20 protein-coding genes are annotated in these 23,577 nt (G+C 70.1%); 13 read left to right on the forward strand and 7 right to left on the reverse strand.

Annotation, left to right across the window (positions count from 1 at the left end):
• The 5 genes from acnA to RUH65_RS09690 all read left to right on the forward strand — a co-directional run.
• Window positions 1-2,083, forward strand: a 2,083-nt coding sequence (gene acnA / locus RUH65_RS09670; protein WP_313817186.1) for an aconitate hydratase AcnA, incomplete at its 5' end; no start/stop codon positions are given.
• Between the two features lie 156 nt (window positions 2,084-2,239).
• The gene (gene dxs / locus RUH65_RS09675; protein WP_313817188.1) at window positions 2,240-4,279 is read left to right on the forward strand and encodes a 1-deoxy-D-xylulose-5-phosphate synthase; all 2,040 of its coding nucleotides are present in this window, start codon (window positions 2,240-2,242) and stop codon (window positions 4,277-4,279) included.
• A complete protein-coding gene (locus RUH65_RS09680; RefSeq protein WP_313817189.1) occupies window positions 4,276-4,773 on the forward strand; it encodes a hypothetical protein in 498 nt (165 codons plus the stop codon). Before dxs ends, RUH65_RS09680 begins: the two co-directional genes overlap by 4 nt.
• A gap of 76 nt (window positions 4,774-4,849) precedes the next feature.
• Window positions 4,850-5,824: an aldo/keto reductase gene (locus tag RUH65_RS09685; protein WP_313817190.1), complete on the forward strand. Its 975-nt coding sequence runs from the start codon at window positions 4,850-4,852 to the stop codon at window positions 5,822-5,824.
• A complete protein-coding gene (locus RUH65_RS09690; RefSeq protein ID WP_313817191.1) occupies window positions 5,824-6,156 on the forward strand; it encodes a PLD nuclease N-terminal domain-containing protein in 333 nt (110 codons plus the stop codon). The genes RUH65_RS09685 and RUH65_RS09690 overlap by 1 nt, the downstream gene beginning before the upstream one ends.
• Window positions 6,157-6,170: 14 nt before the next feature.
• On the opposite strand, the gene RUH65_RS09695 is transcribed toward RUH65_RS09690, so the two are convergent.
• The 6 genes from RUH65_RS09695 to msrB all read right to left on the reverse strand — a co-directional run bounded on the left by RUH65_RS09695 (window position 6,171) and on the right by msrB (window position 12,545).
• Window positions 6,171-6,704 carry a Rieske (2Fe-2S) protein gene (locus tag RUH65_RS09695; RefSeq protein ID WP_313817192.1) on the reverse strand — a complete coding sequence of 178 codons (534 nt, stop codon included), beginning with the start codon at window positions 6,702-6,704 and terminating at the stop codon, window positions 6,171-6,173.
• 96 nt (window positions 6,705-6,800) lie between these two features.
• Entirely contained in the window at window positions 6,801-8,990 is a 2,190-nt protein-coding gene (locus RUH65_RS09700) for a 3-hydroxyacyl-CoA dehydrogenase NAD-binding domain-containing protein (RefSeq protein WP_313817193.1), read from the reverse strand.
• A gap of 75 nt (window positions 8,991-9,065) precedes the next feature.
• Window positions 9,066-10,334, reverse strand: a complete 1,269-nt coding sequence (locus tag RUH65_RS09705) for an HRDC domain-containing protein (RefSeq protein ID WP_396179971.1) — start codon at window positions 10,332-10,334, stop codon at window positions 9,066-9,068.
• A gap of 1 nt (window position 10,335) precedes the next feature.
• Window positions 10,336-10,908, reverse strand: coding sequence for a DUF3000 domain-containing protein (locus RUH65_RS09710; RefSeq protein ID WP_313817205.1), 573 nt, complete (start codon window positions 10,906-10,908; stop codon window positions 10,336-10,338).
• An 84-nt stretch (window positions 10,909-10,992) separates the two neighbouring features.
• Entirely contained in the window at window positions 10,993-12,066 is a 1,074-nt protein-coding gene (locus tag RUH65_RS09715) for a beta-eliminating lyase-related protein (protein ID WP_313817195.1), read from the reverse strand.
• Window positions 12,063-12,545 (reverse strand): peptide-methionine (R)-S-oxide reductase MsrB, encoded by a 483-nt coding sequence (gene msrB / locus RUH65_RS09720; protein WP_313817196.1) that lies wholly within the window; start codon window positions 12,543-12,545, stop codon window positions 12,063-12,065. Before msrB ends, RUH65_RS09715 begins: the two co-directional genes overlap by 4 nt.
• A gap of 178 nt (window positions 12,546-12,723) precedes the next feature.
• Here msrB and RUH65_RS09725 point away from each other — a divergent pair, with 178 nt between their 5' ends.
• Window positions 12,724-14,040, forward strand: coding sequence for an alpha/beta hydrolase family protein (locus RUH65_RS09725; protein ID WP_396179966.1), 1,317 nt, complete (start codon window positions 12,724-12,726; stop codon window positions 14,038-14,040).
• Window positions 14,041-14,135: 95 nt separating this feature from the next.
• On the opposite strand, the gene RUH65_RS09730 is transcribed toward RUH65_RS09725, so the two are convergent.
• The gene (locus RUH65_RS09730; RefSeq protein ID WP_313817197.1) at window positions 14,136-16,184 is read right to left on the reverse strand and encodes a M3 family metallopeptidase; all 2,049 of its coding nucleotides are present in this window, start codon (window positions 16,182-16,184) and stop codon (window positions 14,136-14,138) included.
• A 237-nt stretch (window positions 16,185-16,421) separates the two neighbouring features.
• On the opposite strand from RUH65_RS09730, the gene RUH65_RS09735 reads away from it, so the two are divergent.
• The 7 genes from RUH65_RS09735 to secF all read left to right on the forward strand — a co-directional run bounded on the left by RUH65_RS09735 (window position 16,422) and on the right by secF (window position 23,262).
• Window positions 16,422-17,177, forward strand: a complete 756-nt coding sequence (locus tag RUH65_RS09735) for a YebC/PmpR family DNA-binding transcriptional regulator (protein ID WP_313817198.1) — start codon at window positions 16,422-16,424, stop codon at window positions 17,175-17,177.
• 7 nt (window positions 17,178-17,184) lie between these two features.
• Window positions 17,185-17,886, forward strand: coding sequence for a crossover junction endodeoxyribonuclease RuvC (gene ruvC / locus RUH65_RS09740; RefSeq protein WP_313817199.1), 702 nt, complete (start codon window positions 17,185-17,187; stop codon window positions 17,884-17,886).
• Window positions 17,887-17,991: 105 nt separating this feature from the next.
• Window positions 17,992-18,630, forward strand: a complete 639-nt coding sequence (gene ruvA / locus RUH65_RS09745) for a Holliday junction branch migration protein RuvA (RefSeq protein ID WP_313817207.1) — start codon at window positions 17,992-17,994, stop codon at window positions 18,628-18,630.
• Window positions 18,631-18,641: 11 nt separating this feature from the next.
• On the forward strand, window positions 18,642-19,754 hold the full coding sequence (gene ruvB, locus RUH65_RS09750) for a Holliday junction branch migration DNA helicase RuvB (protein WP_313817200.1): 1,113 nt from the start codon (window positions 18,642-18,644) through the stop codon (window positions 19,752-19,754).
• Window positions 19,755-19,909: 155 nt separating this feature from the next.
• Window positions 19,910-20,398: a preprotein translocase subunit YajC gene (gene yajC, locus RUH65_RS09755; protein WP_313817201.1), complete on the forward strand. Its 489-nt coding sequence runs from the start codon at window positions 19,910-19,912 to the stop codon at window positions 20,396-20,398.
• A gap of 60 nt (window positions 20,399-20,458) precedes the next feature.
• Window positions 20,459-22,270 (forward strand): protein translocase subunit SecD, encoded by a 1,812-nt coding sequence (gene secD, locus RUH65_RS09760; protein ID WP_313817202.1) that lies wholly within the window; start codon window positions 20,459-20,461, stop codon window positions 22,268-22,270.
• Window positions 22,267-23,262 carry a protein translocase subunit SecF gene (gene secF, locus RUH65_RS09765; protein WP_313817203.1) on the forward strand — a complete coding sequence of 332 codons (996 nt, stop codon included), beginning with the start codon at window positions 22,267-22,269 and terminating at the stop codon, window positions 23,260-23,262. The genes secD and secF overlap by 4 nt, the downstream gene beginning before the upstream one ends.
• Window positions 23,263-23,577: the final 315 nt, after the last annotated feature.

Below are 23,577 nucleotides of genomic sequence, written 5' to 3' on the forward strand. Positions count from 1 at the left end.
CACCGACTCCCACACCACCATGGTCAACGGCCTGGGCGTGCTGGGCTGGGGCGTCGGCGGCATCGAGGCCGAGGCGGCCATGCTCGGACAGCCGGTCTCCATGCTCATCCCGCGCGTCGTCGGCTTCAAGCTGACCGGCTCCATCCCGGCCGGTGCCACCGCCACGGACGTGGTGCTGACCATCACCGAGATGCTGCGCCAGCACGGCGTGGTCGGCAAGTTCGTCGAGTTCTACGGTGAGGGCGTCGGCTCCGTGCCGCTGGCCAACCGCGCCACCATCGGCAACATGTCCCCGGAATTCGGCTCCACCGCCGCCATGTTCCCCATCGACCAGATCACCCTGGACTACCTGCGCCTGACCGGTCGCTCCGAGGAGAACATCGCCCTCGTCGAGGCCTACACCAAGGAACAGGGCCTCTGGCACGACGCCTCCGCGGAAGTGCAGTACTCCGAGTACCTCGAGCTGGACCTGGGCACCGTGGTGCCCTCGATCTCCGGCCCGAAGCGCCCGCAGGACCGCATCCAGCTGACCGACGCCAAGGACCAGTTCCGCAAGGACATCCACAACTACGCCACGGAGGACGAGGCCGGCTCCGGCCGTCCGTCCAAGACGGTGGACGTGGCCATGGCGGACGGCCGTGAGTTCCAGCTGGACCACGGTGCCGTCTCGATCGCCTCCATCACCTCCTGCACCAACACCTCCAACCCCTCGGTGATGATGGCCGCCGCCGTGCTGGCCCGCAACGCCGTGGAGAAGGGCCTCGCGTCGAAGCCCTGGGTGAAGACCTCCGTGGCCCCCGGCTCCCGGGTCGTCACCGAGTACTACGAGAAGTCCGGTCTGATTCCGCACCTGGAGGCCCTGGGCTTCCACATCGTGGGCTACGGCTGCACCACTTGCATCGGCAACTCCGGTCCGCTGGAGTCCGAGGTCTCGCAGGCCATCCAGGACAACGACCTGTCCGTGACCTCGGTGCTCTCGGGCAACCGCAACTTCGAGGGCCGCATCAACCCGGACGTCAAGATGAACTACCTGGCCTCGCCGCCGCTGGTGGTCGCCTACGCCCTGGCCGGCACCATGGACTTCGACTTCGACCACCAGCCCCTGGGCCAGGACGCCGAAGGCCAGGACGTGTTCCTGAAGGACATCTGGCCGGACCCGACCGAGGTCCAGCAGATCATCGACCGCTCGATCGACACCGAGATGTTCACCCGCGAGTACGGCACCATCTTCGACGGTGACTACCGCTGGCAGGCGCTGTCGACGCCGGAGGGTGACACCTTCGCGTGGGACGCCGAGTCGACCTACGTGCGCAAGCCCCCGTACTTCGAGGGCATGCAGGCCCAGCCGGAGCCGGTCCAGGACATCGAGGGCGCCCGGGTGCTGCTCAAGCTCGGCGACTCCGTGACCACCGACCACATCTCCCCGGCGGGTTCCTTCAAGTCGGACACCCCGGCCGGACGGTACCTGCTGGAGAACGGGGTCGAGCGCAAGGACTTCAACTCCTACGGCTCCCGCCGTGGCAACCACGAGGTGATGATCCGCGGCACGTTCGCGAACATCCGCATCAAGAACCAGCTCCTGGACGGCGTGGAGGGCGGCTTCACCCGCGACTTCACCCAGGACGGCGCCCCGCAGGCCTATGTCTACGACGCCGCCGAGAACTACCAGGCCGCCGGCACCCCGCTGGTCGTCCTGGCCGGCAAGGAGTACGGTTCCGGCTCGTCCCGCGACTGGGCCGCCAAGGGCACCGCGCTGCTGGGCGTCAAGGCCGTCATCACCCAGTCCTTCGAGCGCATCCACCGCTCGAACCTGATCGGCATGGGCGTGCTGCCGCTGCAGTTCCCCGAGGGCGAGTCGGCGGACACCCTCGGCCTGGACGGCACCGAGACCTTCGCCATCTCCGGTGTGACCGCCCTGAACGAGGGCACCACCCCGAAGACCGTCAAGGTCACCGCCACCCACGAGAACGGCAAGGTCACCGAGTTCGACGCGGTCGTCCGCATCGACACCCCCGGTGAGGCCGACTACTACCGCAACGGTGGCATCCTGCAGTACGTGCTGCGCCAGATCGCGACCAAGTGATCGTCCGCCGGCTCCCCGCACCGGGGGACCGGCGGCCAATCTGACCGAAGGGCCGGACTCCCGTGTGGGGGTCCGGCCCTTCGTCCTCTCGTGGTCCCCGCCGCGCGGTATTCTGGTGGGACCCAGTACTTCCCCGGCCGAAAGGACCGCTTGCCCGTGGGCCTTCTCGAAACGATCCGTACCCCGCAGGACCTCACCCGTCTCTCCGGTGGTCAGCTGCGGCAGTTGGCCGAGGAGATCCGCGGCTTCCTCATCGCCAACGTCTCCCGTACCGGCGGCCACCTCGGGCCGAATCTCGGTGTGGTCGAGTTGACCCTGGCGATCCACCGGGTCTTCGACTCGCCCCGGGACGCCGTCATCTTCGACACCGGGCACCAGTCCTACGTGCACAAGCTCGTCACCGGCCGCCAGGACTTCTCCACGCTGCGCCAGGAGGGCGGCCTCTCCGGCTACGGGGACCGCGGCGAGTCCGTGCATGACGTGGTGGAGTCCTCCCACGCCTCCTCGTCCCTGTCCTGGGCGGACGGGATCTCGCGGGCCTGGTCCCTGCGCGGGGACGGAGACCGTTCTGTGGTGGCCGTGATCGGGGACGGCGCGCTGACCGGCGGCATGGCCTGGGAGGCGATCAACAACATCGCCGCGGATCGTGACCGGCGCGTCGTGATCGTGGTCAATGACAACGGACGCTCCTACGCGCCCACCGTCGGCGGACTCGCCAACCAGCTCTCCGGGCTCCGCCGGGCCTTCCTGGACAAGCTCCGCACGCACCGGAGCTACGAGGACACCCTCGACTTCTGGAAGTCCCGGCTGCAGACCTCCGGGACGGCCGGGCGGTTCGTGTACAAGTCCCTGCACGCCACGAAGAAGGGCATCAAGGACTGGTGGGCTCCGCAGGGCCTCTTCGAGGACCTGGGGATGAAGTACATCGGTCCCATCAACGGGCACGACCAGGCAGAGCTCGAGGAGGCGCTGGCGGACGCCAAGAACTATGCCGGCCCCGTCATCGTGCATGCCATGACCGAGAAGGGGCATGGCTATGCCCCGGCGGTGGCCCACCAGGACGACCAGTTCCACGCCATCGGCCAGATCGACCCGGAGACGGGCGAACCGGTGGCCTCCAGCTCCGGCCCTTCCTGGACGTCCGTGTTCGGCCAGGAGATCTGCGCGATCGCGGACGAGCGCGAGGACGTCGTGGCCATCACCGCGGCCATGAAGATCCCCGTCGGCCTGGGGCTCATGGCCGAGAGGCATCCGCAACGCGTCTACGACGTCGGCATCGCCGAGCAGCATGCCGTCACCTCGGCCGCCGGGATGGCCTTCGGCGGGCTGCATCCCGTGGTCGCGGTGTACGCCACCTTCCTCAACCGCGCCTTCGACCAGGTCCTGATGGACGTCGGCCTGCACCGGGCCGGCGTCACGTTCGTCCTGGACCGGGCCGGTGTCACCGGCCCGGACGGGCCCAGCCACCACGGCATGTGGGACCTGGCCCTGCTGCAGTCCGTGCCCACCCTGCGCATCGCCGCACCGCGGGACGCCCAGCGCCTCCGGGAGGAGCTGCGGGAGGCCGTGGCCGTGGAGGATGCGCCGACGGTCGTGCGCTTCTCGAAGGGGTCCGTGGGACCGGAGATCGCCGCACTGGAGCGGCTCGCGGACGGCGTGGACGTGCTGGTCCGCCTCGGGGCGGCCTCCGAGGAACCGGGGGCCGAACGTGATGTCCTGATCGTCGCCGTCGGGACCATGGCCGAGCTCGGGCTGGATGTGGCGGCCCGGCTGGCCGACCAGGGGATCTCCGCCACCGTCATCGACCCGCGATGGGTGCTGCCCGTCCAGGAGTCCGTGATCGAGATGGCCTCCCGCCACCGGATCGTCGTCTGCATCGAGGACGGGGTGAAGGCCGGCGGCGTCGGCTCGCGGATCCGCCAGGAGATGCGCGCGCGCGGCGTGGACACGGCGCTCAACGAGGTCGGCCTGCCGGTGGAGTTCCTGGCCCATGCCTCCCGGGGCCAGGTGCTCGAGCGCACCGGCCTGACGGCGCGCCGCATCGCCCAGGACACGGTGGCCCAGGTCCTCGGCACGAAGGTGCCGTTCGCGCGTCCGCTGACGGGCCAGATGAGCCAGGTCCGGGCGGCCGGGGACACCGCCGGCAGCAAGGATGACAACACGGGTCAGATCCCGTCAACGGAGGGCACATCGTGAGCATCGTTCGTACCTACCGGCGGTCCGAGCAGGACGGCCAGCAGCGCGTGGACTACCGCGAGGCGTGGTTCGCTCCCGGCAGCGGGGAGGTCGTGGTGCACCACGGCCGGATCGGCAGCACGGGCACGACGTCGGCTGAGCGGGTCCCGGACGACGCCACCGGCGAGCAGCTGCTCGCCGGCTTCGCCGCGCAGTGCGCGGAGGACGGCTTCGCCGTGCTCCCGGCGGACGAACTGAAGCACTTCGAGGTGTTCTATCGGCTGAAGGGTGCGGAGCCGACGTCGGTGGAGACCGCCCTGGTGGCCAAGCTGCGGGGAGAGGTCACGAATCAGCTGGCCTGGCGCGGGCTGGGTGAGGTCGTGGACGAGCGCGCGGAGTCCGGCCGCGTCGTGTTCGAGGTGGCCACGCCGCACCTGCGCAAGGCGGCCGCCGAGATCCCGGCCGCCACCAAGTTCGCGGGTGTCCAGCCCTCCCGCGTCACCACCTCCCGCTGAATCTCCCCTGGAGGCGGAGCAACTGCGGCGCCCTCGCCGTGGCCCGCCGACCCGACCACTCGAAGGATTGAATCCCATGGAACACCGCCGCCTCGGGCGCTCCGGCCTGTCCGTCTCCGTCGTCGGACTGGGGTGCAACAACCTCGGCCGCCCCGGCACCGTGACCGAAAGCCAGGAGGGGACGGACGCGGTGGTGCACGCCGCCCTGGACGCCGGGGTGACGTTGTTCGACGTCGCGGACACCTATGGGGCGACCGCCGGCCTGAGCGAGGAGCGGCTGGGCCGGGCCCTGGGCGCCCGGCGTGAGGAGATCGTCCTGGCCACCAAGTTCGGCATGGACATGGGCGGCGTCAACGGCAACGACTTCGGGGCCCGCGGCTCGCGCCGGTACATCATCACGGCCGTGGAGGCCTCGCTGCGGCGGCTGGGCACGGACTGGATCGACCTGTACCAGTTCCACACCCCGGATGACGCGACGCCGATCGAGGAGACCCTCTCCGCCCTCGACGACCTCGTACGCTCGGGCAAGGTGCGGTACATCGGCCATTCCAACCGGGCCGGCTGGCAGATCGCCGAGGCCGAGTTCGTGGCCCGCGAGCTCGGGACCGAGGCCTTCATCTCCGCCCAGAACCACTACAACCTGCTGGACCGTCGTGCCGAGCTCGAGGTCCTGCCCGCGGCGCGGGCCTTCGGATTGGGGGTGCTGCCGTACTTCCCGCTGGCCAACGGCCTCCTCACGGGCAAGTACTCCGCCGGACGGGCCCCCGAGGGCTCGAGGCTGACGCACAGTCGCCGGCACCTGGTCACGGACGCGGACCTGGACCAGCTGGCACGGTACGGTGATTTCGCCCGGGAACGGGGGCTGTCCGAGGTGGACCTGGCCTTCTCCTGGCTGGCCGCGCAGGAGCCGGTCGCCTCCGTGATCGCCGGGGCCACCCGGCCGGAGCAGATCCGGCAGAACGCGGAGGCCGTCCGCTGGGTGCCCACGGCCGCCGAGCGTGCCGAGCTGGACGGGATCTTCCCGGCCGCCCCGAAGATCGCCCTCTTCTAGTGGCAGCCGCTCTCCTGGGAGCCGAGCCCGTGGGCGCCGCCGGGACAACGTTCGGCGTCAATGCCGCCGAGGTCCTGCTCTGGCTTGTGGTCATCGCCGTGGTGGGGATGCTGGTCTGGTCCCTGGTCTCCCTGTCCCACTCGCCCCTGGACCCGGGACGGCGCATCCCATGGGCCTTCTTGATGTTCCTGCTGCCCGTGCTGGGGCCGGCGGTGTGGCTGTGGTGGCGGTTCTACTACTACCCGCGGCGCAAGGCCGAGCACCCGTCCTGGGACCCCAACAGCCGCGAGGTCATCGTCAACCCGCCGCGGCGCCCGAACGCCCGCGACTGACCTTCCGGCGCCGCCTACAGGGTCACGAGGACCCGGTCACCGTCCACGGTGGCGGTGTACTCGGTCAGCGGCTTCTGGGCCGGTCCGCCGTAGGGGGCTCCGGTGACCACATCGAAGTGTGAACCGTGGCAGGGGCAGGCGAAGACCTCCTCGCCGTTCTCGGTCGCCGGGGCCACGGTGCAGCCCTGATGCGTGCAGACGGCCGAGAAGGCGTGCACCTCGTCCTCTGCCGGGCGGCTGATCAACAGGGTCCGGCCCTCGACCTTGACGCTGGTCATCCCGCCGACAGGCAGGTCCGCCAGCTCGACCGCCGGCGTCGGGGAGCCGCCCACATGATGCGAGGGGGCATTGTCCTCGGCACGGATCTCATCCGTGCACGCCGTCAGCCCGACGGTGCCGGCCACTCCCACCGCACCGAGCAGCGCGCCGCGTTCCAGGAAGGACCTGCGGGACGGGCCGCAGCCGCCGCAGGGGGCACCGCCGTCGGGCTGGTCTTGCGGTCCGGTGGGTGCGGAGGATCCGGTGGAGTGGTGGGAAACGGAAGTCATCGTTTCATTATCCGCCGTTCCGGGCCAGACGGCGAGCAGCCTGGAGGAGGTGTCGCCCGTCGTCGGGCCGCCGTGGCGCTGCCCCAGGCCTGCCCGTCAGGCGTGGAACCGCCGTCCGTTGATCCGCTCGGAGGCCCCCACCTGGTCAAGGTACGGCGTGATGCCGCCCAGGTGCATGGGCCAGCCGGCGCCGAGGATCATGCAGAGGTCGACATCCTCGGCGTCCGCCACGACCCCCTCCTCCAGCATGAGGCCGATCTCCTGGGCCAGGGCGTCCTGGACCCGGACCAGCAACTCCTCGGCGGTCTCGGGGGAGTCGCCGCACTCCAGGACCGCCCGGGTCTCGGCGGGGATGACCTCCCGGCCGTCTCCGTCCTTCACCCAGAGGGAGGTGATGCCGGCGTCGATGAGTGCCTGCAGGTTTGCCGAGACCGGGAACCGCTCGTCCCCGAAGGCGGCGTTGAGGGACTCGGTGACGTGCTGAGCCACCGGGATGCCCACCATGGACAGCAGGGTGAACGGCGTCATCGGCAGGGCCATCGGATCCAGGGCGCGGTCCGCCACGGCGGCCTCCGTGCCCTGGTCGAAGGAGTGCTGGACCTCGCCCATCATCCGCAGCAGGATCCGGTTGACCACGAAGGCCGCGGCATCCTGAACGAGTACGGCGGTCTTGCCCAGGCCCCGGGCGGTGGCGAAGGCGGTGGCCAGCACCGGGTCCGTGGTGGCCGGCCCGCGCACGATCTCCACCAGGGGCATCACGGCCACCGGGTTGAAGAAGTGGAAGCCGACCAGCCGCTCGGGATGCTCCAGCCCGGCGGCCATCTCGGTCACGGACAGGGAGGAAGTGTTCGTGGCCAGGATGCACTCGGGCGAGACGACGGCCTCGACCTCTGCCAGTACCGTCTTCTTCACGCCCATCTCCTCGAAGACGGCCTCGATCACCAGGTCGGCATCGGCGTAGACGTCCTTGGAGACGGAGCCGGTCACGAGGGCCTTCAGCTGATCGCCCTGCTCGGAGTTCAGCTTGCCCCTGGACACCAGCGTGTCCACCTGCCCGTGCACATGACCGACGCCGCGGTCCACCCGCTCCTGGTCCATGTCCGTCATGACGACGGGGACCGTGAGCTTCTGCGCGAAGACCAGCGCCAGCTGGCCGGCCATGAGGCCGGCGCCGACCACCCCGACCTTCCGGACCGGGCGGGCCAGGTCGGTGGCGGGTGCGCCGGCCGGCTGCTTGGAGCGCTTCTGGACCACGTCGAGGAAGGCGTAGACGGTGTGGGCGAACTCGGGGGTCAGCATCAGCTCACCCAGGGCGGCGGCCTCGGCGGCGGCTGATTCCTCCCGGGTCCAGTGGCGGCCGGCGGCGAAGAGCTCCATCACCTTCACTGGCGCGGGCACATAGCCGCCGGTCTTGGCGGCCACGATCGCCTGGCCCTCGGCGATGGCCTCGTCCCAGGCCCGGTCCGAGTGGTCGCGGCCCCGCTGCTGCTCCAGGGCTGCCACGGTGCCGGCGTCCCCGGTCAGGATCCGGGCCGCCCAGGCGGCGGAGGCCTCGATGAACACGGCCGTGTCGGCAGGATCGGCCGCGGGCTCGAGGATCGCGTCCGCCAGGCCGATCCGATACGCGGTGCGGCCGTCGATGTTGCGGTTGTTCGCCAGCGGGTTCTTGACCATCACCGTCAGGGCGTCCTTCGGTCCGGTGAGGCGCGGGGTCTTCCACACGCCGCCCCAGCCGGGGACCAGGCCGATGAAGGCCTCCGGGAGGCCCAGGCCCTTCGCGGCGGAGGAGACGGTCCGGTAGTTCGCCGCCAGGGCGATCTCCAGGCCGCCGCCGAGCGCCACACCGTTGATGAACGCGAAGGAGGGCACCGGGAAGTCGGACAGGCCGTTGTAGACCTCGTGCCCGAGCCGGCCCAGCAGGACGCCGTCCTGGGGGTCGGTAAGCCGATTGATGGCGCCCAGGTCCGCACCGGCGATCAGGAAGCCGGCCTTGCCGGTGACGGCGACGGCGGCGATCTCGCCACGGTGGGCGCGTTCGGCCTGGGACTGCAGCACCTGGCCGATCCCGATCAGGGAGTTCGGGCCCAGGGTCGTGGGGCGCCGGGGGCCGGCGTCGTTGTCCAGGACCAGGAGCGCCAGGGTCCCGGCCCTGCCGGGCAGCTCGATGTCCGTGACCGTGGCCCGCGTGAGGACCTCGTCCGGGAACCGAGCGGCGAGGTCACGGTAGGGCGCGAACCGGTCTCCGTTCGCGTCGGGGGTGGACGTCTGGACAACGGGCTCGGGCATGCTGCTCCTGAGTGGGAGGGACGGGCGTTTTGCCATCGTATCGGAACTCATGACCAGCGGACAGGGGACTGAGTATCAGGCCGGATCGGGGTCCAGCAGCGCCACCGTCACGATCGGTGCCACGGCGGCGACCTGCCATTGGCGGGCGCCGAGCTTCGCCAGGGCGGCCGACACCGAGTCCAGGTCGATCGTCTCCGGAGGAGTCCAGCAGAGCCGGCGCAGGGTGTCCGGCGTCAGCAGGTTCTCCGTGGGCAGGTTCAGCTCATCAGCGCGATTGCCGACCCAGGCCTTGGCGGTCTTCAGCCGGCGGTCGGCGAGCGGATTGCGGTCACGCCAGGCGCGCGGCGGGGGCGGGCCGTCATTGGGCAGGTGCAAGGGGGGCAGGCCGGCCTTGGTCTGCGCGGAGGCCTGTCCGGCCTGGATGGCCCGGACCCAGCGGGGGCCCTCCTTGGCGGCGGCACGCCCGTGGAAGCCCTGGGTCTTCAGCAGGGCGGGCACGGTGGTCGGCTGGCTGGCGGCGGCGGCCACGATGGCGGCGTCCGGGATCAGGCGGCCGGGGGCCACGTCCCGGTTCTGGGCCATGGCCTCCCGGGTCTCCCAGAGCTCCCGCACCACGGCGAGCTGCTCCGGCTTGCGCAACCGGTGCATGCCCGAGGTGCGGCGCCACGGGTCCTTCCGCGGGCCAGCCAGGGGGGCCTTGCGGATCGCCTCGAACTCCTGATTCGCCCAGTCCAGCTTGCCGGCCTCCGTCAGCATCGCGACCATCGCGGCCCGCAGCTCCACCAGTAACTCCACGTCCAGGGCGGCATACCGGATCCAGTCCTCCGGCAGCGGCCGCTTGGACCAGTCCGCGGCGGAGTGCTCCTTGGCCAGGGTGACACCGAGGAGCTGTTCCAGCACGGAGGCGAGCCCCACGCGGGGGAGCCCGAGCAGGCGCCCGGCCAGCTCCGTGTCGAACAACCGGTCCGGCCACATCCCCAGCTCGGAGAGGCAGGGCAGGTCCTGGCTGGCCGCGTGCAGGATCCACTCGACTCCGCTCAGGGACTCCTGGATGATCTCCAAATCTTCGAAGGCCTCGGGGTCGATGAGCCAGATCCCGGCGCCCTCGCGCTTAATCTGGACCAGGAAGGCCCGCTGGCCGTAGCGGAAGCCGGAGGCCCGCTCGGCGTCCACGGCCACGGGACCGGTGCCGGTCTTCAGGAGCCGGGCGCACCGTTCCAGCTCCTGCCGGGTGTCCGTGACGAAGGGAATGCCGCCGGCCGGCTCGGTGAGGAGCCGGGGCGGTTCGGGGTCGGTGCCCTCGGCCAGGTCCTCGTCCGGGGTGGCGCTGGTGTCCGCAGTGATGTCAGTTCCTCCTGATGCGCGGCAAGGGTGTGACACCGTCCGGGACCGGCGGCAGCCCGGCGAAGGCGCAGACCATGTCCGCCCACGCCTCCAGATGATCGGTGCTGTCCGGGCCCTCCGGTGTCCAGGAGGCCCGCAATTCGATGTCGATGGTGTCCGGGCGCGTGGCCAGGCCGCCGAAGCTCTCGGACAGCACCCGGGTGGCGGTCCCTCCGGCCTCCGAGTACCGGGCCCGATGGGTCTCGAGGGCCTCCACCAGCCAGGTCCAGGCCACGGCTCCGACCATGGGGTCGTTGCCGAGATCAGCTTCCAGGGAGGCCCGGATGTAGGTCACCACCCGGAACGTGCCCTGCCACACCGGGGAGCCGGCCGGATCGTGCAACAGGACGAACCGGCCCGTGGCCAGCTCGGGCCGTTCCACCGCTGACGGATCGTGGACCTCGGCGGCCAGGGCCACGGCGAAGGGGGCGAGACGACCTGGGGCGGGAATCTCATCCAGGGTGATCTCCTGCCGGTGCCGAGCGCGGCGCAACCCTGACAACGCCTCACGGAACTCGTCGGGAAGGCGTCGCATCTCTGCGGGGCGGTGGCCAAGGGCAGTCACGCACCCAGGTTAAAGCCGCTCCCGCCGGTTCCCGGGGCGGCGCGCCGTGGACGGCTACACGCGCCCCGCGGGCAGGGCCGCGGACAGGGCGGAGACGAACCCGTCGACGTCCTGTTCGGTGGTGTCCCAGGACGTCATCCAACGCACCTCGTTCCGTGGGACGTCCCAGTCGTAGAAGGGGTAGTCGGCCCGCACGGTCGCCGCGACCGTGGGATCCAGGATGGCCAGGACCTGGTTCGCCTGGGGTGTCTGGGTGAGGGTGACCCCGTCCAGCGCGCCGGCGCCAGCGGCGAGACGGGCGGCCATGGCGTTCGCGTGCCGGGCCGAGTGCAGCCACAACTCGTCCGTCAGCAGGGCGACCAGCTGGGCGGAGACGAAGCGCATCTTGGAGGCCAGCTGCATGGAGGACTTGCGCAGGTAGTTCACCGCTTGCCCCGCACCTTCGTCACGCCGTCCCCCGGGACCGGACAGGACGGCGTCGGGATTCAGGACCACCACCATCTCGGCGCCCAGGGCGCCGTTCTTGGTGCCGCCGAAGGAGAGCACGTCCACCCCGGCGTCCGCCGTGAACGAGCGCAGGGAGGTCCCGAGGGCGGCCGCGGCGTTCGCCAGCCGGGCCCCGTCCATGTAGACGGGCATCCCCAGGGAGTGGGCGTGGTCTGTGACGGCACGGACCTCGTCCGCCGTGTACACCGTGCCCAGCTCCGTGACCTGGGCGATCTCGACGACGGCCGGCTGGGCCCGGTGCACGAATCCGATCCCGTGGGCCTGGAGGTCGATCAGCTCGGGCGTCAGCTTTCCGTCCGCCGTGGGCACCGTGTAGAGCTTCGTGTGGGCGATGCGTTCGGGGGCACCGCCCTCGTCCTGGTGGATGTGGGCCGAGTCGGCGCAGATCACCGCACCCCACGGCGGCAGCAGGGCCTGCAGCGCCAGCACGTTGGCGCCCGTGCCGTTGAAGACCGGGAAGGCCTCTGCCCGCTCGCCGAACTCGGCGCGGACCAGGCCCTGGAGCCGCGCGGTCCAGGAATCGTCCCCGTACGCCGGTTCATGGTCCACATTGGCCTGACCGAGGGCCGCCAGGACCTCCGGGTGGACACCCGCGTAGTTGTCCGAGGCGAAGCCCCTCACGCGTCGGCCTTCGGCTGGAGCGTCAGGGAGACGGAGTTCATGCAGTAGCGCAGGTCCGTGGGGGTGTCGAAGCCCTCGCCCTGGAAGACGTGGCCCATGTGGGACCCGCAGTTGGCGCAGCGGACCTCGATGCGTTCCATGCCCAGGGCGGTGTCCCGGATGTACTCGACGCGGTCCTCGGCCAAGGGGGCGAAGAAGGAGGGCCAGCCGCAGTTGGCGTCGAACTTCGTCTCCGACCGGAACAATTCGGCACCGCAGGCCCGGCACGCGTAGACGCCCTCGGTCTGGGCGTCCCAGTATTCGCCGGTGAAGGGCCGTTCGGTGCCGGCCTGGCGGAGGACCTGGAACTCCTCGGGGCTGAGCCGCTCACGCCATTCGGCGTCCGAACGGTCGCGGGCGGTGGGATCCGGGCTCGTCGGGGCATGATCCGGCTGGCCCGGCTGGTCGGCGGGGGAGGAAGAAAGGGGGGTATCGCTCATGACAGCAATAACACCACGAACCGCCCCGTTGTTTCCGCCCCGTCGTTTCAGCCGGTGCATCTGCGGGCCCGCCATCCACATCGTCAGAACACCGCCTCGGTGGTCCTCCGGCAGCCCTGCTGGCAGCCAACCGGGTACCCGGTTGGCGGAGGCGGGCCGGTCATGGACAGAATGGGGCATGACCTCCCGTCCTTCCCGCTCCTCCCGCTCGGCGAGCCGCCGCACCAAGATCAAGAAGTCCATCGGCCAGGCCGAGCCGGTCATGCGGTGGTCCTCCCTGGCCGCCGTGGGCGGTGTGGTGGCCGGCTCGGTGGCGGCCGGGACCGTGTCCGGACTGGCCGGGCTCTTCGCCCGCACCGTGGTCACCCCCGTCAAGACCCCGGCGGAGGACCTCGAGGTCCTGGCGGTGGTGCAGGGCGCCTCCGGCCTGGAGATCATCCTTCCCGTGACCGAGGAGACCACCGTCCCCGGGACCTACTCCCTGGTGTTCGACGGCGGCGCCGGGATCGCCCGCATCGGTGCGGTGACCTCGTTCGACCCGCGTGACGGCACCGTCCAGCGGGAGGTCGAGGAGGTCTACAGCGGTGATCTGCACCGGGCGGTCCGCGGCCGCTGGACCGGATTCGTCTACCCGGAGCCGCGCACCCTGGGCTACGAGACCGAGGACGTGAGGATCCCCGTCGAGAACGGCACGGCCCCGGCCTGGCTCGTCCCCCCGGAGCCGTCCTCACCCCCCGGAGACTCGGCACCCCGGCCCGCCGGGGAGGGCGTGTGGGCGGTCATGGTCCACGGCCGTGGCTCCAAGCGGGCCGAGGGCATCAGGGCCATCGGCGCCGCCCGGTCCCTGGGGATGACCTCACTGCTGATCTCCTACCGCAACGACGGTGAGGCGCCGGCGGCCGGGGACGGACGCTACGGCCTGGGCAGCACCGAGTGGAAGGACGTCGAGGCGGCGGTCGCCTATGCGCTCGAGCAGGGCGCCCGCGAAGTGGTCCTGTTCGGCTGGTCCATGGGTGGAGCAGTATGCCTGCAGATGGCGGACCGCTCCGACCTGTCCTCGATGGTCGCCGCCATGGTCCTGGACGGGCCGGTCATCAACTGGATCGACGTGCTGGCGCATCAGGCCCGGCTGAACCGGCTGCCGGACGCCGTCGGCAGGCTGGGGCAGTGGCTCATGAGCAACAAGGCCGGACGCTGGGCCACCGGGCTCGCCGCGCCCGTGGACCTCAAGGCGATGGACTGGCTCTCCCGGGCGGACCACCTGCGCGTACCGACCCTCATCCTCCACTCAGAGGACGACAACTTCGTGCCGGTGGGCCCGTCCATGGAACTCGCCGCCAAGGTTCCGCAGCTGGTCACCTTCGTCCGGTTCCACCTGGCGCGCCACACCCGTGAGTGGAACGTCGATCCCGAGAAATGGGACCACGCGACCCGCCTGTGGCTGCACGCCGTGCTGACCTCACCGCGGCCGGGGCTGGCCCAATTGACCGCCTAGCCCAATTCCATCCACCCCGGTTCCATCTGAGTCGCACGAATTGGCCCGAAAAGCCGAAGAGCAGGGGCAATTCGTGCGACTCAGATGAGGGGAGATTAGCCGAGCAGCCCGCGCCGCCGCAACAGGTGCTCCGGGTCCGCCTCGCCGCCGCGGAACCGGCGGTAGGACTCCATCGGGTCACGCGTGTTGCCGCGGGCGAGCAACTCGGAGCGGAAGCGCTCGCCGTTCTCCCGGCTCAACCCGCCGTGGGCACGGAACCACTCCACGGTGTCCGCGTCCAGGACCTCGGACCAGAGGTAGGAGTAATACCCGGCCGCGTAGCCGCCGCCGAAGATGTGCTTGAAGTAGCTCGAGCGGTATCGGGGAGCGACGAGGTCCGGGTCCAGGCCGGCGGCGCGCAACTGCTCGGCCTCGAAGGCCAGCGGATCCTCCACCGTGGTGCCCGGTGCCAGGGAGTGCCAGGCGAGGTCCAGCATGGTCGCCCCCAGGTACTCCGTGGTGCGGAAGCCCTCGCCCCACAGGGAGGAGGCCTCGATGGCGGCCAGCACGTCGGGGTCGATCGACTCACCCGTCCCCACGTGACGCGCGTAGGAGGAGACGATCTCCGGCCAGTACATCCACATCTCGTTGACCTGCGAGGGAAACTCCACGAAGTCACGGGGAACGGCGGTTCCGGACAGGGTGGCATACCGCCCGGAGGAGAGCAGGCCGTGCAGGGCATGCCCGAACTCGTGGAACAGGGTGTTCACCTGGTCCACCGTCAGCAACGCCGGTTCACCGGCCGCCGGCCGCGGGATGTTCAGGTTGTTGCTCACCACCGGGCGCTCGCCGAAGAACGTGGACGCCTCTCGGAACGAGTTCATCCAGGCTCCGCCGGACTTCGTGGGGCGGGTGAAGAAATCGCCGACGAACAACCCGAGTTCGGTGCCATCGGCCTCCAGCACCTCCCAGACGCGGACGTCCGGCTGGTATCCGCGCAGATCGGGGCGCTCGCGGAAGGTGATGCCGTACAGGGCCGTCGCGGCGGCGAACACCCCCTCGGTGAGTACCCGGTCCAGCTCGAAGTAGGAGCGCAGGGCAGAAGTGTCCACGCGGTAGCGCTCCCGCTCGATGCGGGCCGCGTAGAAGGGCCGGTCCCAGGCCTCCACCGGCTGACCGGCCTCGGCCTCGATCTCGTCCTTCTCCCGGCGGGCGTTCGCGGTGGCCGCCGGGATGATCCGGGCCAGCAGGTCGCGGACGGCGTCCAGGCTCGGGGCCGTCCGGTCCTGCAGGGCATAGTCAGCCCAGCTGGAGAAGCCCAGCAGGCCGGCCTTCTCGGCGCGCAGTCCGGCCTGCTCCACGGCCAGGTCGAGGGCATAGTTCTCACCCGGGGTGGTGCCGCGCCGCCACGCGGACTCGTGGACTCGCCGACGCGACTCCGGGTTCTCGAGGGTCTCCAGCCAGGGCTGGGAGGTGAACATGGACAGCGTCAGGAGGTAGCCGGCGTCGTGCCCGGCGTTCCGTGCCGCCGCGGCGGCCGAGGCGAGGTCCTGTTGGGAGAGACCGGCCAGCTCCCCGGGGGACTCGAACCAGACGGCCGAGGCGGTGTTCTCCGCGACCATGCGGCGCCCGTACTGGGAGGAGAGCACCGCGAGCCGCTCGTTGATGGCGGCCAGCCGCACCTTCGCCTCCCGGTCCAGGTCCGCGCCGAGCAGCCGGAAGGTCTTGAGGGTCTCCTCGGCCAGCCGGCGGTCCTCGGCCTCCAGGGAGCCGTCACCGTCCAGGTCCACCCCTGCCAGCCGGCTGTAGAGGTCCGCGTCGAGGTGGATGGCGTCCCAGTGGGCGGACAGCTCGGGGCTGATCTCCTCGTCGATCTCCTGCCGGGCCTCGGTGCCGTCGGCGGCCACGAGGTTGGAGAAGACCTGATGCACCCGGCGCAGTACCTGCCCTGAACGCTCGAAGGCGAGGAACGTGTTCTCGAACGTCGGCTCGGCGGGATCCGCGGTGATCGTCTCGAGTTCGGCGCGGTGCTCGGCCATGCCGGCACGGAAGGCGGGCAGGAAGTGCTCATCGTGGAGGGCGGCGAAGTCGGGGAGCCCATAGGGCAGCGGCGACGGCGTCAGAAGGGGGTTGGTGCCGGTGGCGGAGGAGGTGTCGGTCGTCATAGTCAGCAACTGTTTCACATCTCGGGTCCGCTGGACAGGGTTCGGCAGGACGGACCATCCGCACCGTCTCCCGCAGGGACGGGGGCATGCCCGGCTCCTCCCGTAGAATCGAAGCCAGACTTCTGCCGGCAGAGGCAGTGGCCCGTCGCTGCGGCGTCCGGGCCAGGACGAACCCGTTCAGCACCAACAGCCGATGCGGGCCGTGCTCAGGCGCGGCCGGCGCGGAGAGGAGAACACGTGTCAGGGCATTCCAAGTGGGCGACCACCAAGCACAAGAAAGCCATCATCGATGCGCGGCGCGCCAAGGCCTTCGCCAAGTACGTCAAGGGCATCGAGGTGGCAGCCCGCGCCGGCGGCGCCGACCTGGTCGGCAACCCCGCCCTCGAGCTGGCGGTCACCAAGGCCAAGAAGCAGTCCGTCCCCAATGACAACATCGAGAGGGCCATCAAGCGCGGCGCCGGCCTGACCGGCGAGGTCATCGAGTACACGGAGATCATCTACGAGGTCCGCGGGCCGCAGGGATCCGCCCTCATGGTCGAGTGCCTGACGGACAACAAGAACCGTGCCGCCGCCGAGGTCCGCACCGCCGTGACCCGCAGTGGGGGCACGATGGCCGATTCGGGTTCCGTGGCCTTCCTGTTCAACCGCACCGGCCTGGTCCGGTTGCCGGCCGAGGGGCACACCGAGGATGACATCCTGATGGCCGTGCTGGACGCCGGCGCCGAAGAGGTCGTGCAGTCCGGGGACTCCTTCGAGATTCTGTGCGACCCCTCCGACCTACGCGCTGTCGCCGGCGCCCTGGACGAGGCCGGGATCGAGTATGACACGGACGAGATGGAGTTCGTCGCCACCATGAAGGTGGACCTGGATGCCAAGGGCGCCAAGACGTACTTCAATCTCGAGGATGCCCTGGAGGACCTGGACGACGTGCAGAGCGTGTACTCCAACGTGGACATCTCCCCGGACGTCCTCGCCCAGCTGGACGAGGACTGATCCGCCCTTGAGCATCAGCGCCGGGGCGGTGGCACGGCCCGCACCGGGCCCGTTGCGGGTGCTCGGGGTCGATCCGGGTCTGACCCGCTGCGGCATCGCCGTGGTGGATGTGGCGCCCAATCGCACGGCCACCCTGGTGGCGGTGACCGTGGTCGGTTCCCCGGCGGAGCAGTCCCTGGACCTGCGGCTGCTCGCCATCGACGAGGCCATCAACGAGTGGCTCGACCGTCACGGCCCGGACCACGTGGCCGTGGAGCGCATGTTCGCGCAGAACAACACGCCGACGGTGATGGGCACCGCCCAGGCCTCCGGCGTGGTGATCGCGGCCGCAGCCCGGCGTGGCATCCCCGTCGCACTCCACACCCCCTCCGAGGTGAAGGCCGCGGTCACCGGCAGTGGCACCGCGGGCAAGGACCAGGTCACCGCCATGGTCACCCGGATCCTGCGCCTCGAGTCCCCGCCGCGGCCCGCCGATGCCGCCGACGCCCTCGCCCTGGCCATCACCCATGCCTGGCGCGGCGGCCTGATGGGCCGCGGTCTGGAGACCGGCAACCTCACCAGCCCCCAGCGCGCTTCGCGGTTCCCGACGCCGTCCGGCGGCTCGGGCGGCCGGCGCGCCGGGGGATCGACGCCGGCCCAGCAGGCCTGGCTCGCCGCCGAGCAGCGGAGCCGGGGCGCGAAGGGCTGGAACGGCGGGTCCCGGATCTGAATCCCGTGATGGGTTAGGGTCTTCGTAGATACGTTCGAACGAGGCTGCCGTCCGGTGGCCGTGCGGCTGTTGTCCGATTGCTATCCCGAGAAGAGCGAGTTGAGCATGATTGCGTCCCTGACCGGCACCGTGGAATCCGTGGGGTTGAACCACGCCGTCCTCACCGTGTCCGGCTTCGGCATGCGGTTCTCCGCCACCCCGCAGACGCTTGCGGGGCTCCATCGGGGGGAGGCCGGGCGGGTCCTGACCTCCATGGTGGTGCGTGAGGACTCCATGACCCTGTTCGGCTTCGCCACCGAGGACGAGCGGGAGGTCTTCGAGGTGCTGCTCGGGGTCTCCGGCGTTGGCCCCCGGCTGGCCCTGGCCGTGCTGGCGGTCCACGATCCGGAGACGGTCCGGGTGGCGGCGTCCACGGGAGACGACAAGGCCTTCACCAAGGTCCCTGGCATCGGACCCAAGGGCGCTCGGCGCATCGTCCTGGAACTGACGGACAAACTCGTGCCCACGGGGGCGACCGCCTCCGGGACCGAGGACCAGCCCGCGCTGACCGGCTCCATGCCGTGGATGGACCGCGTCCTCGAGGCGCTGACCGGCCTGGGCTGGACGGAGAAGGACGCTGAGAAGGCGGTCCGGGACACCCTCCGGTACGAGCCCGAGCTCGAGGAGTCCGGCACGGTGGCCAGCGTGCTCAAGTCCACGCTGCGCCACCTCGGCCAGGGGCAGTCCGCCCGGTCGGGACGGTAGGGGGATAGCGCATGACGGAACAGCCAGACGGGCGCCTCGTGGCCGGGGTAGCCGAGGGCGAGGAGCGGGAGCTCGAGACCGCCCTGCGTCCCAAGAACCTCGACGACTTCGTGGGGCAGCAGCGGGTCCGCCGGCAGCTCTCGCTGGTCTTGGAGGCGGCCCGGCTGCGCGGCCGCACCGCCGACCACGTCCTGCTCTCCGGGCCGCCCGGGCTGGGCAAGACCACCCTGGCCATGATCATCGCCGGGGAGATGAACGCGCCGCTGCGGATCTCCTCCGGCCCGGCGATCCAGCACGCCGGTGATCTGGCCGCCATCCTGTCCTCCCTGACCGAGGGGGAGGTGCTCTTCCTGGACGAGATCCACCGGATGTCCCGCCCGGCCGAGGAGATGCTCTACATGGCCATGGAGGACTTCCGGGTGGACATCGTGGTCGGCAAGGGGGCCGGCGCCACCTCTATCCCCCTGGAGATCCCGCCGTTCACGCTGGTGGGTGCCACCACCCGTGCCGGACTGCTGCCCGGACCGCTCCGCGACCGGTTCGGCTTCACCGGCCACCTGGAGTTCTACAGCACCGAGGAACTGGAACTGGTGCTGCGACGCTCCGCCCTGTTGCTGGACATGAAGGTCAACTCCGCCGGGTTCACCCAGATCGCCAGCCGGTCCCGGGGCACGCCGCGCATCGCCAACCGGCTGCTGCGGCGGGTGCGCGACTGGGCACTGGTCGGCGGGCTGGACCAGGTGGACTCCCGCGCCGCCTCCGCCGCACTGGAGATGTACGAGGTGGATGAGAAGGGACTGGACCGGCTCGACCGCTCCGTGCTCGAGGCACTGTGCCGCAAGTTCGCCGGGGGACCGGTCGGCCTGTCCACGCTGGCCATCGCCGTGGGGGAGGAGACCGAGACGGTGGAAACCGTGGCGGAGCCCTTCCTGGTGCGTGAGGGCCTGCTGGGACGGACCCCGCGGGGCCGGATCGCCATGCCCGCAGCCTGGGAGCACCTCGGTCTGGTCCCGCCCCCCGATTCCCCGGGCGCGGCGTTCTGGACGGTGGCGGCGCGTAATGGTGGCACGGACTCCGACCAGTCAGACAGTGCCGACGAGGCCGACACGCTGTTCGACCCCTGACAGCGGACCCCGACGACCGTCCTGGAACCGAGGCATTTCTGGGAAATCGGTGAACAAAGTGCCCCGGAAGGGCGCGTCTGAACGCGGGGTGTGAACCTACCCGTAGACTAATCGGGTTGTCCTGTGCCCCGACTCTGGAATGTGGTGTCCCCGAAGTGACCCAGCTGATCGCCCCCCCGACTGCCTCGCTCGTCGCCGAAGGCGCCAATCCGGAAGGCGGTGGCGGCCTGCCGTTCGACCCCTTCCTGCTCATCATGCTCGCGATCTTCGCGTTGCTGATCTTCAGCATGTTCCGCCGCAGCAAGAAGGCCCAGCAGCAGCAGCAGCAGCTGCACCAGTCGCTCGGCCCCGGCGTGGAGGTCATGACCACCATGGGCCTGTTCGGCACCATCCTGTCCGTGGACAAGGAGGAGAACAAGGCCGTCATCGAGATCTCCCCGGGCAACACGGCCACCGTGCACCTGCAGGCCATCGGCAAGGCCGTGGACCCTGCCGCCGGCACCGCCGTGGTGGGCGAGCCGGAGACCACCGTCCCGGATTCCCCGGCCGGCCTGGAAGAGCCCAACGGTGGGACCGACCGCAACGAGACCGATGGTAACGGCCCGGACGACCAGCGTCCCGGCACGGATCGCCCCTCTGCCTGACACCGTCTGATCGAGCAGACGACCTCCCTCGTCCCCGTGAACCGAAAGCCGTAGCCCTCCATGTCTGATAAGACCCCCCGGGGACGCGCCAAGCGCACCCTCTGGTGGCTCGCCGGCCTGATAGTCGCCCTGGCGGCGATCCTCGGTGTCGGCGTGGCCACCGGCCAGGCCCAGTTGGCCCCCAAGCTCGCCCTCGACCTGGAAGGCGGCACCCAGATGGTGCTCGCCCCCGAGGTCACCGGTGGCCAGGAGGTGTCCGGGGAGCAGCTCGACCAGGCGGTCGAGATCATCCGCCAGCGGGTGGACGGCTCCGGTGTCTCCGAGGCGGAGATCACCACCCAGAGCGGTCGCAATGTGGTGGTGTCCCTGCCCGGCATCCCGGACCAGGAGACCCGTGAGCTGATCCAGGCCTCCGCCAACATGGAGTTCCGTCCGGTCATCACCATGGGTTCCTTCACCGCGATGCCGGAGGACCAGCGGACGCCGGTGGAGGAGTTCCCGGAGCCCACGGCTGAGCCCGAGAACGGCTCGGACCCGAACTGGATCACCCCGGAGCTGGCCGCCGAGTTCGAGGCCTACGACTGCCCCGCCGTGCTCGGCGACCCGAATCGCGACCCGTTGCCCACGGACGAGGCGGCGATCGTCTGCCAACCCGGAAACGAAGAAACAGGGCAGCCGGGAGTGAAGTACATCGTCGGCCCGGTCGAGGTCCCGGGCACCGATATTGCGGGAGCCGATTACGGCCTGGCCAATACCGCGACCGGCGTCTCCACCAACCAGTGGGCCGTGAACCTGACCTTCAACGACGCCGGAGCGGACGCGTTCCGCGAGGTCACCCAGCGCCTGACCCCCTTCCAGGACGGCGACCCACGCAAGCAGTTCGCCATTGTCCTGGACGGCATGGTGGTGTCCGCCCCCAGCTCGAATGCGGTGATCACGGATGGTCGCGCTCAGATCACGGGCAACTTCACCGAGGAGTCCGCCGCGGCCCTGGCGGAGCAGCTGAAGTACGGCGCCCTGCCGATCAGCTTCACCATCGAGTCGGAGCAACAGATCTCCGCCACCCTCGGTGCTGACCAGCTGCGCCTCGGCCTGATCGCCGGCCTCATCGGCCTGGCCCTGGTGGCCGTGTACTCGATCTTCCAGTACCGCCTGCTGGGGTTGGTCACCATGGCCTCCCTCGTGGTGGCGGGGGTGCTGACGTACCTGGCGATCGTCCTGCTGGGGTGGTCGGACAACTACCGGCTGTCCCTGGCCGGCATAGCGGGCCTGATCGTGGCCATCGGACTGACGGCGGACTCGTTCATCGTCTACTTCGAGCGCATCAAGGATGAGTTGCGCAACGGGCGCAGCCTGGCGGAGGCCGTGGAATACGGCTGGCTCCGGGCCAAGCGCACCGTCGTCGCAGCCAAGGCCGTCAACCTGCTGGCCGCCGTCGTGCTGTACTTCGTGGCGGTGGGCAACGTGCGCGGCTTCGCGTTCACGCTCGGCCTGACCGCCGTGGCGGACCTCGTGGTGGTCTTCATGTTCACCCACCCGGTGATGCAGATGCTCGCGAACACGCGGTTCTTCGGCGGCGGGCACAAGTTCTCCGGACTCGACCCCTCGCTGCTCGGCCGCGAACCCCTGTACCAGGGCGCCGGGAAGATCCGGGAGTTCAGGCCGGCCCCGGCCGCAACCGGTCAGGCGCCAAAGCGGAGCCAGAAGTCGTCCAAGGAGGCGGCCAAGCGGCAGACGATCGCCGAACGTCGTCGGGCCGAACAGCTCGCTGCGCTTGGCGGCAGCAGCGCGGCTGACCCTGCAGTCGAATCGGCAGCCGACTCCGGTGAGGGCAGTACCACCTCGACCGATCGGACGGAGGAGCACAAGTGAGTTCACTGGCCACCTGGGGCAATAAGCTCTACACCGGCAAGCGTTCCTATCCCTTCACCACGAAGTGGAAGGTCTGGTTCTCCGTCGCCCTGATCATCCTCGTGGCGGTGGTCGGCCTGACCCTGGCCCGCGGCGGCTTCAACCTCGGCATCGACTTCCGAGGCGGCTCGGAGTTCACCGTCTCCGCGGTGTCCAACACGGACATCGCCCCCGGTGAGGACGCCGTGCAGGAGGCCGTGCCGGAGGCCGAGGCCACGGTCACCAACATCGCGCCGGGCACCATGCGGATCCAGACGGACCTGCTGGACGATGATCAGACCCTGGAGGTCGCGGCGAACCTGCAGGCGGCCTACGGGGTCGAGCAGGACCAGGTGACCTCCAACTTCGTCGGCCCGACCTGGGGCCAGGGCGTGACGCAGCAGGCGCTGCTCGGCCTGGTCGTCTTCATCGTCCTCGTGGCGTTGCTGATGGCGGTCTACTTCCGCACCTGGAAGATGTCCCTGGCCGCGGTGATCGGGCTGCTGTATGTGGTGGCGGTGACAGCGGGGATCTACGGTGCCACCGGGTTCGAGGTCACCCCCAGTGCGATCATCGGCTTCCTGACCATCCTCAGTTACGCGCTCTATGACACGGTGGTGGTCTTCGACAAGATCCGGGAGAACACGGAGCACAACCTCGAGGAGACCACCCGGACCTTCGGGGAGAACGTCAACCTGGCGATCAACCAGACTCTGGTCCGGTCGATCAACACCTCCGTGGTGGCCATCCTCCCGGTGGCCTCGATCCTGTTCATCGGCGCGTTCCTGCTCGGCGCCGGCACCCTGCGGGACATCTCGCTGGCCATCTTCGTGGGCATCATCGTGGGCACCCTGGCCACGATCTTCATCCAGGCGCCGCTGTACGCGTTGTTGCGCAAGGGTGAGCCGAAGATCATGGCCAATGACGCCAAGGTCCTGGAACGTCGCGCGGCGGAGCCGTCCGCTGCCCTCTGACCTGCACTGATCACCTCCGGTGGCCGGTACTCTGACGTCAGGGTGCCGGCCACTGCTGGTGGTGGCCCTAGAATGGATCACTACCCCGTTAGGGGGTGGGCACAGCGGTAGCCGGGGAGACCGGTACGGACCGCGGAAAGGACGGCAGCCATGGGTTCAGAGTCAGAACGGCCGCGCCCGGCCGGTTCCGGTGCCGTCCCTCACCCCACCCCCAACCAGACCTATTCCTCGGCCGTGCCCAGCGGGCCGGGACCGGAGGCAGACACCGAAGGGCCGACGTCGGCCACCAGGACCGAGATCCCGGCGGCGCCAGAG

It is taken from the genome of Citricoccus sp. (genome assembly GCF_032154715.1).
Lineage (GTDB): Bacteria > Actinomycetota > Actinomycetes > Actinomycetales > Micrococcaceae > Citricoccus.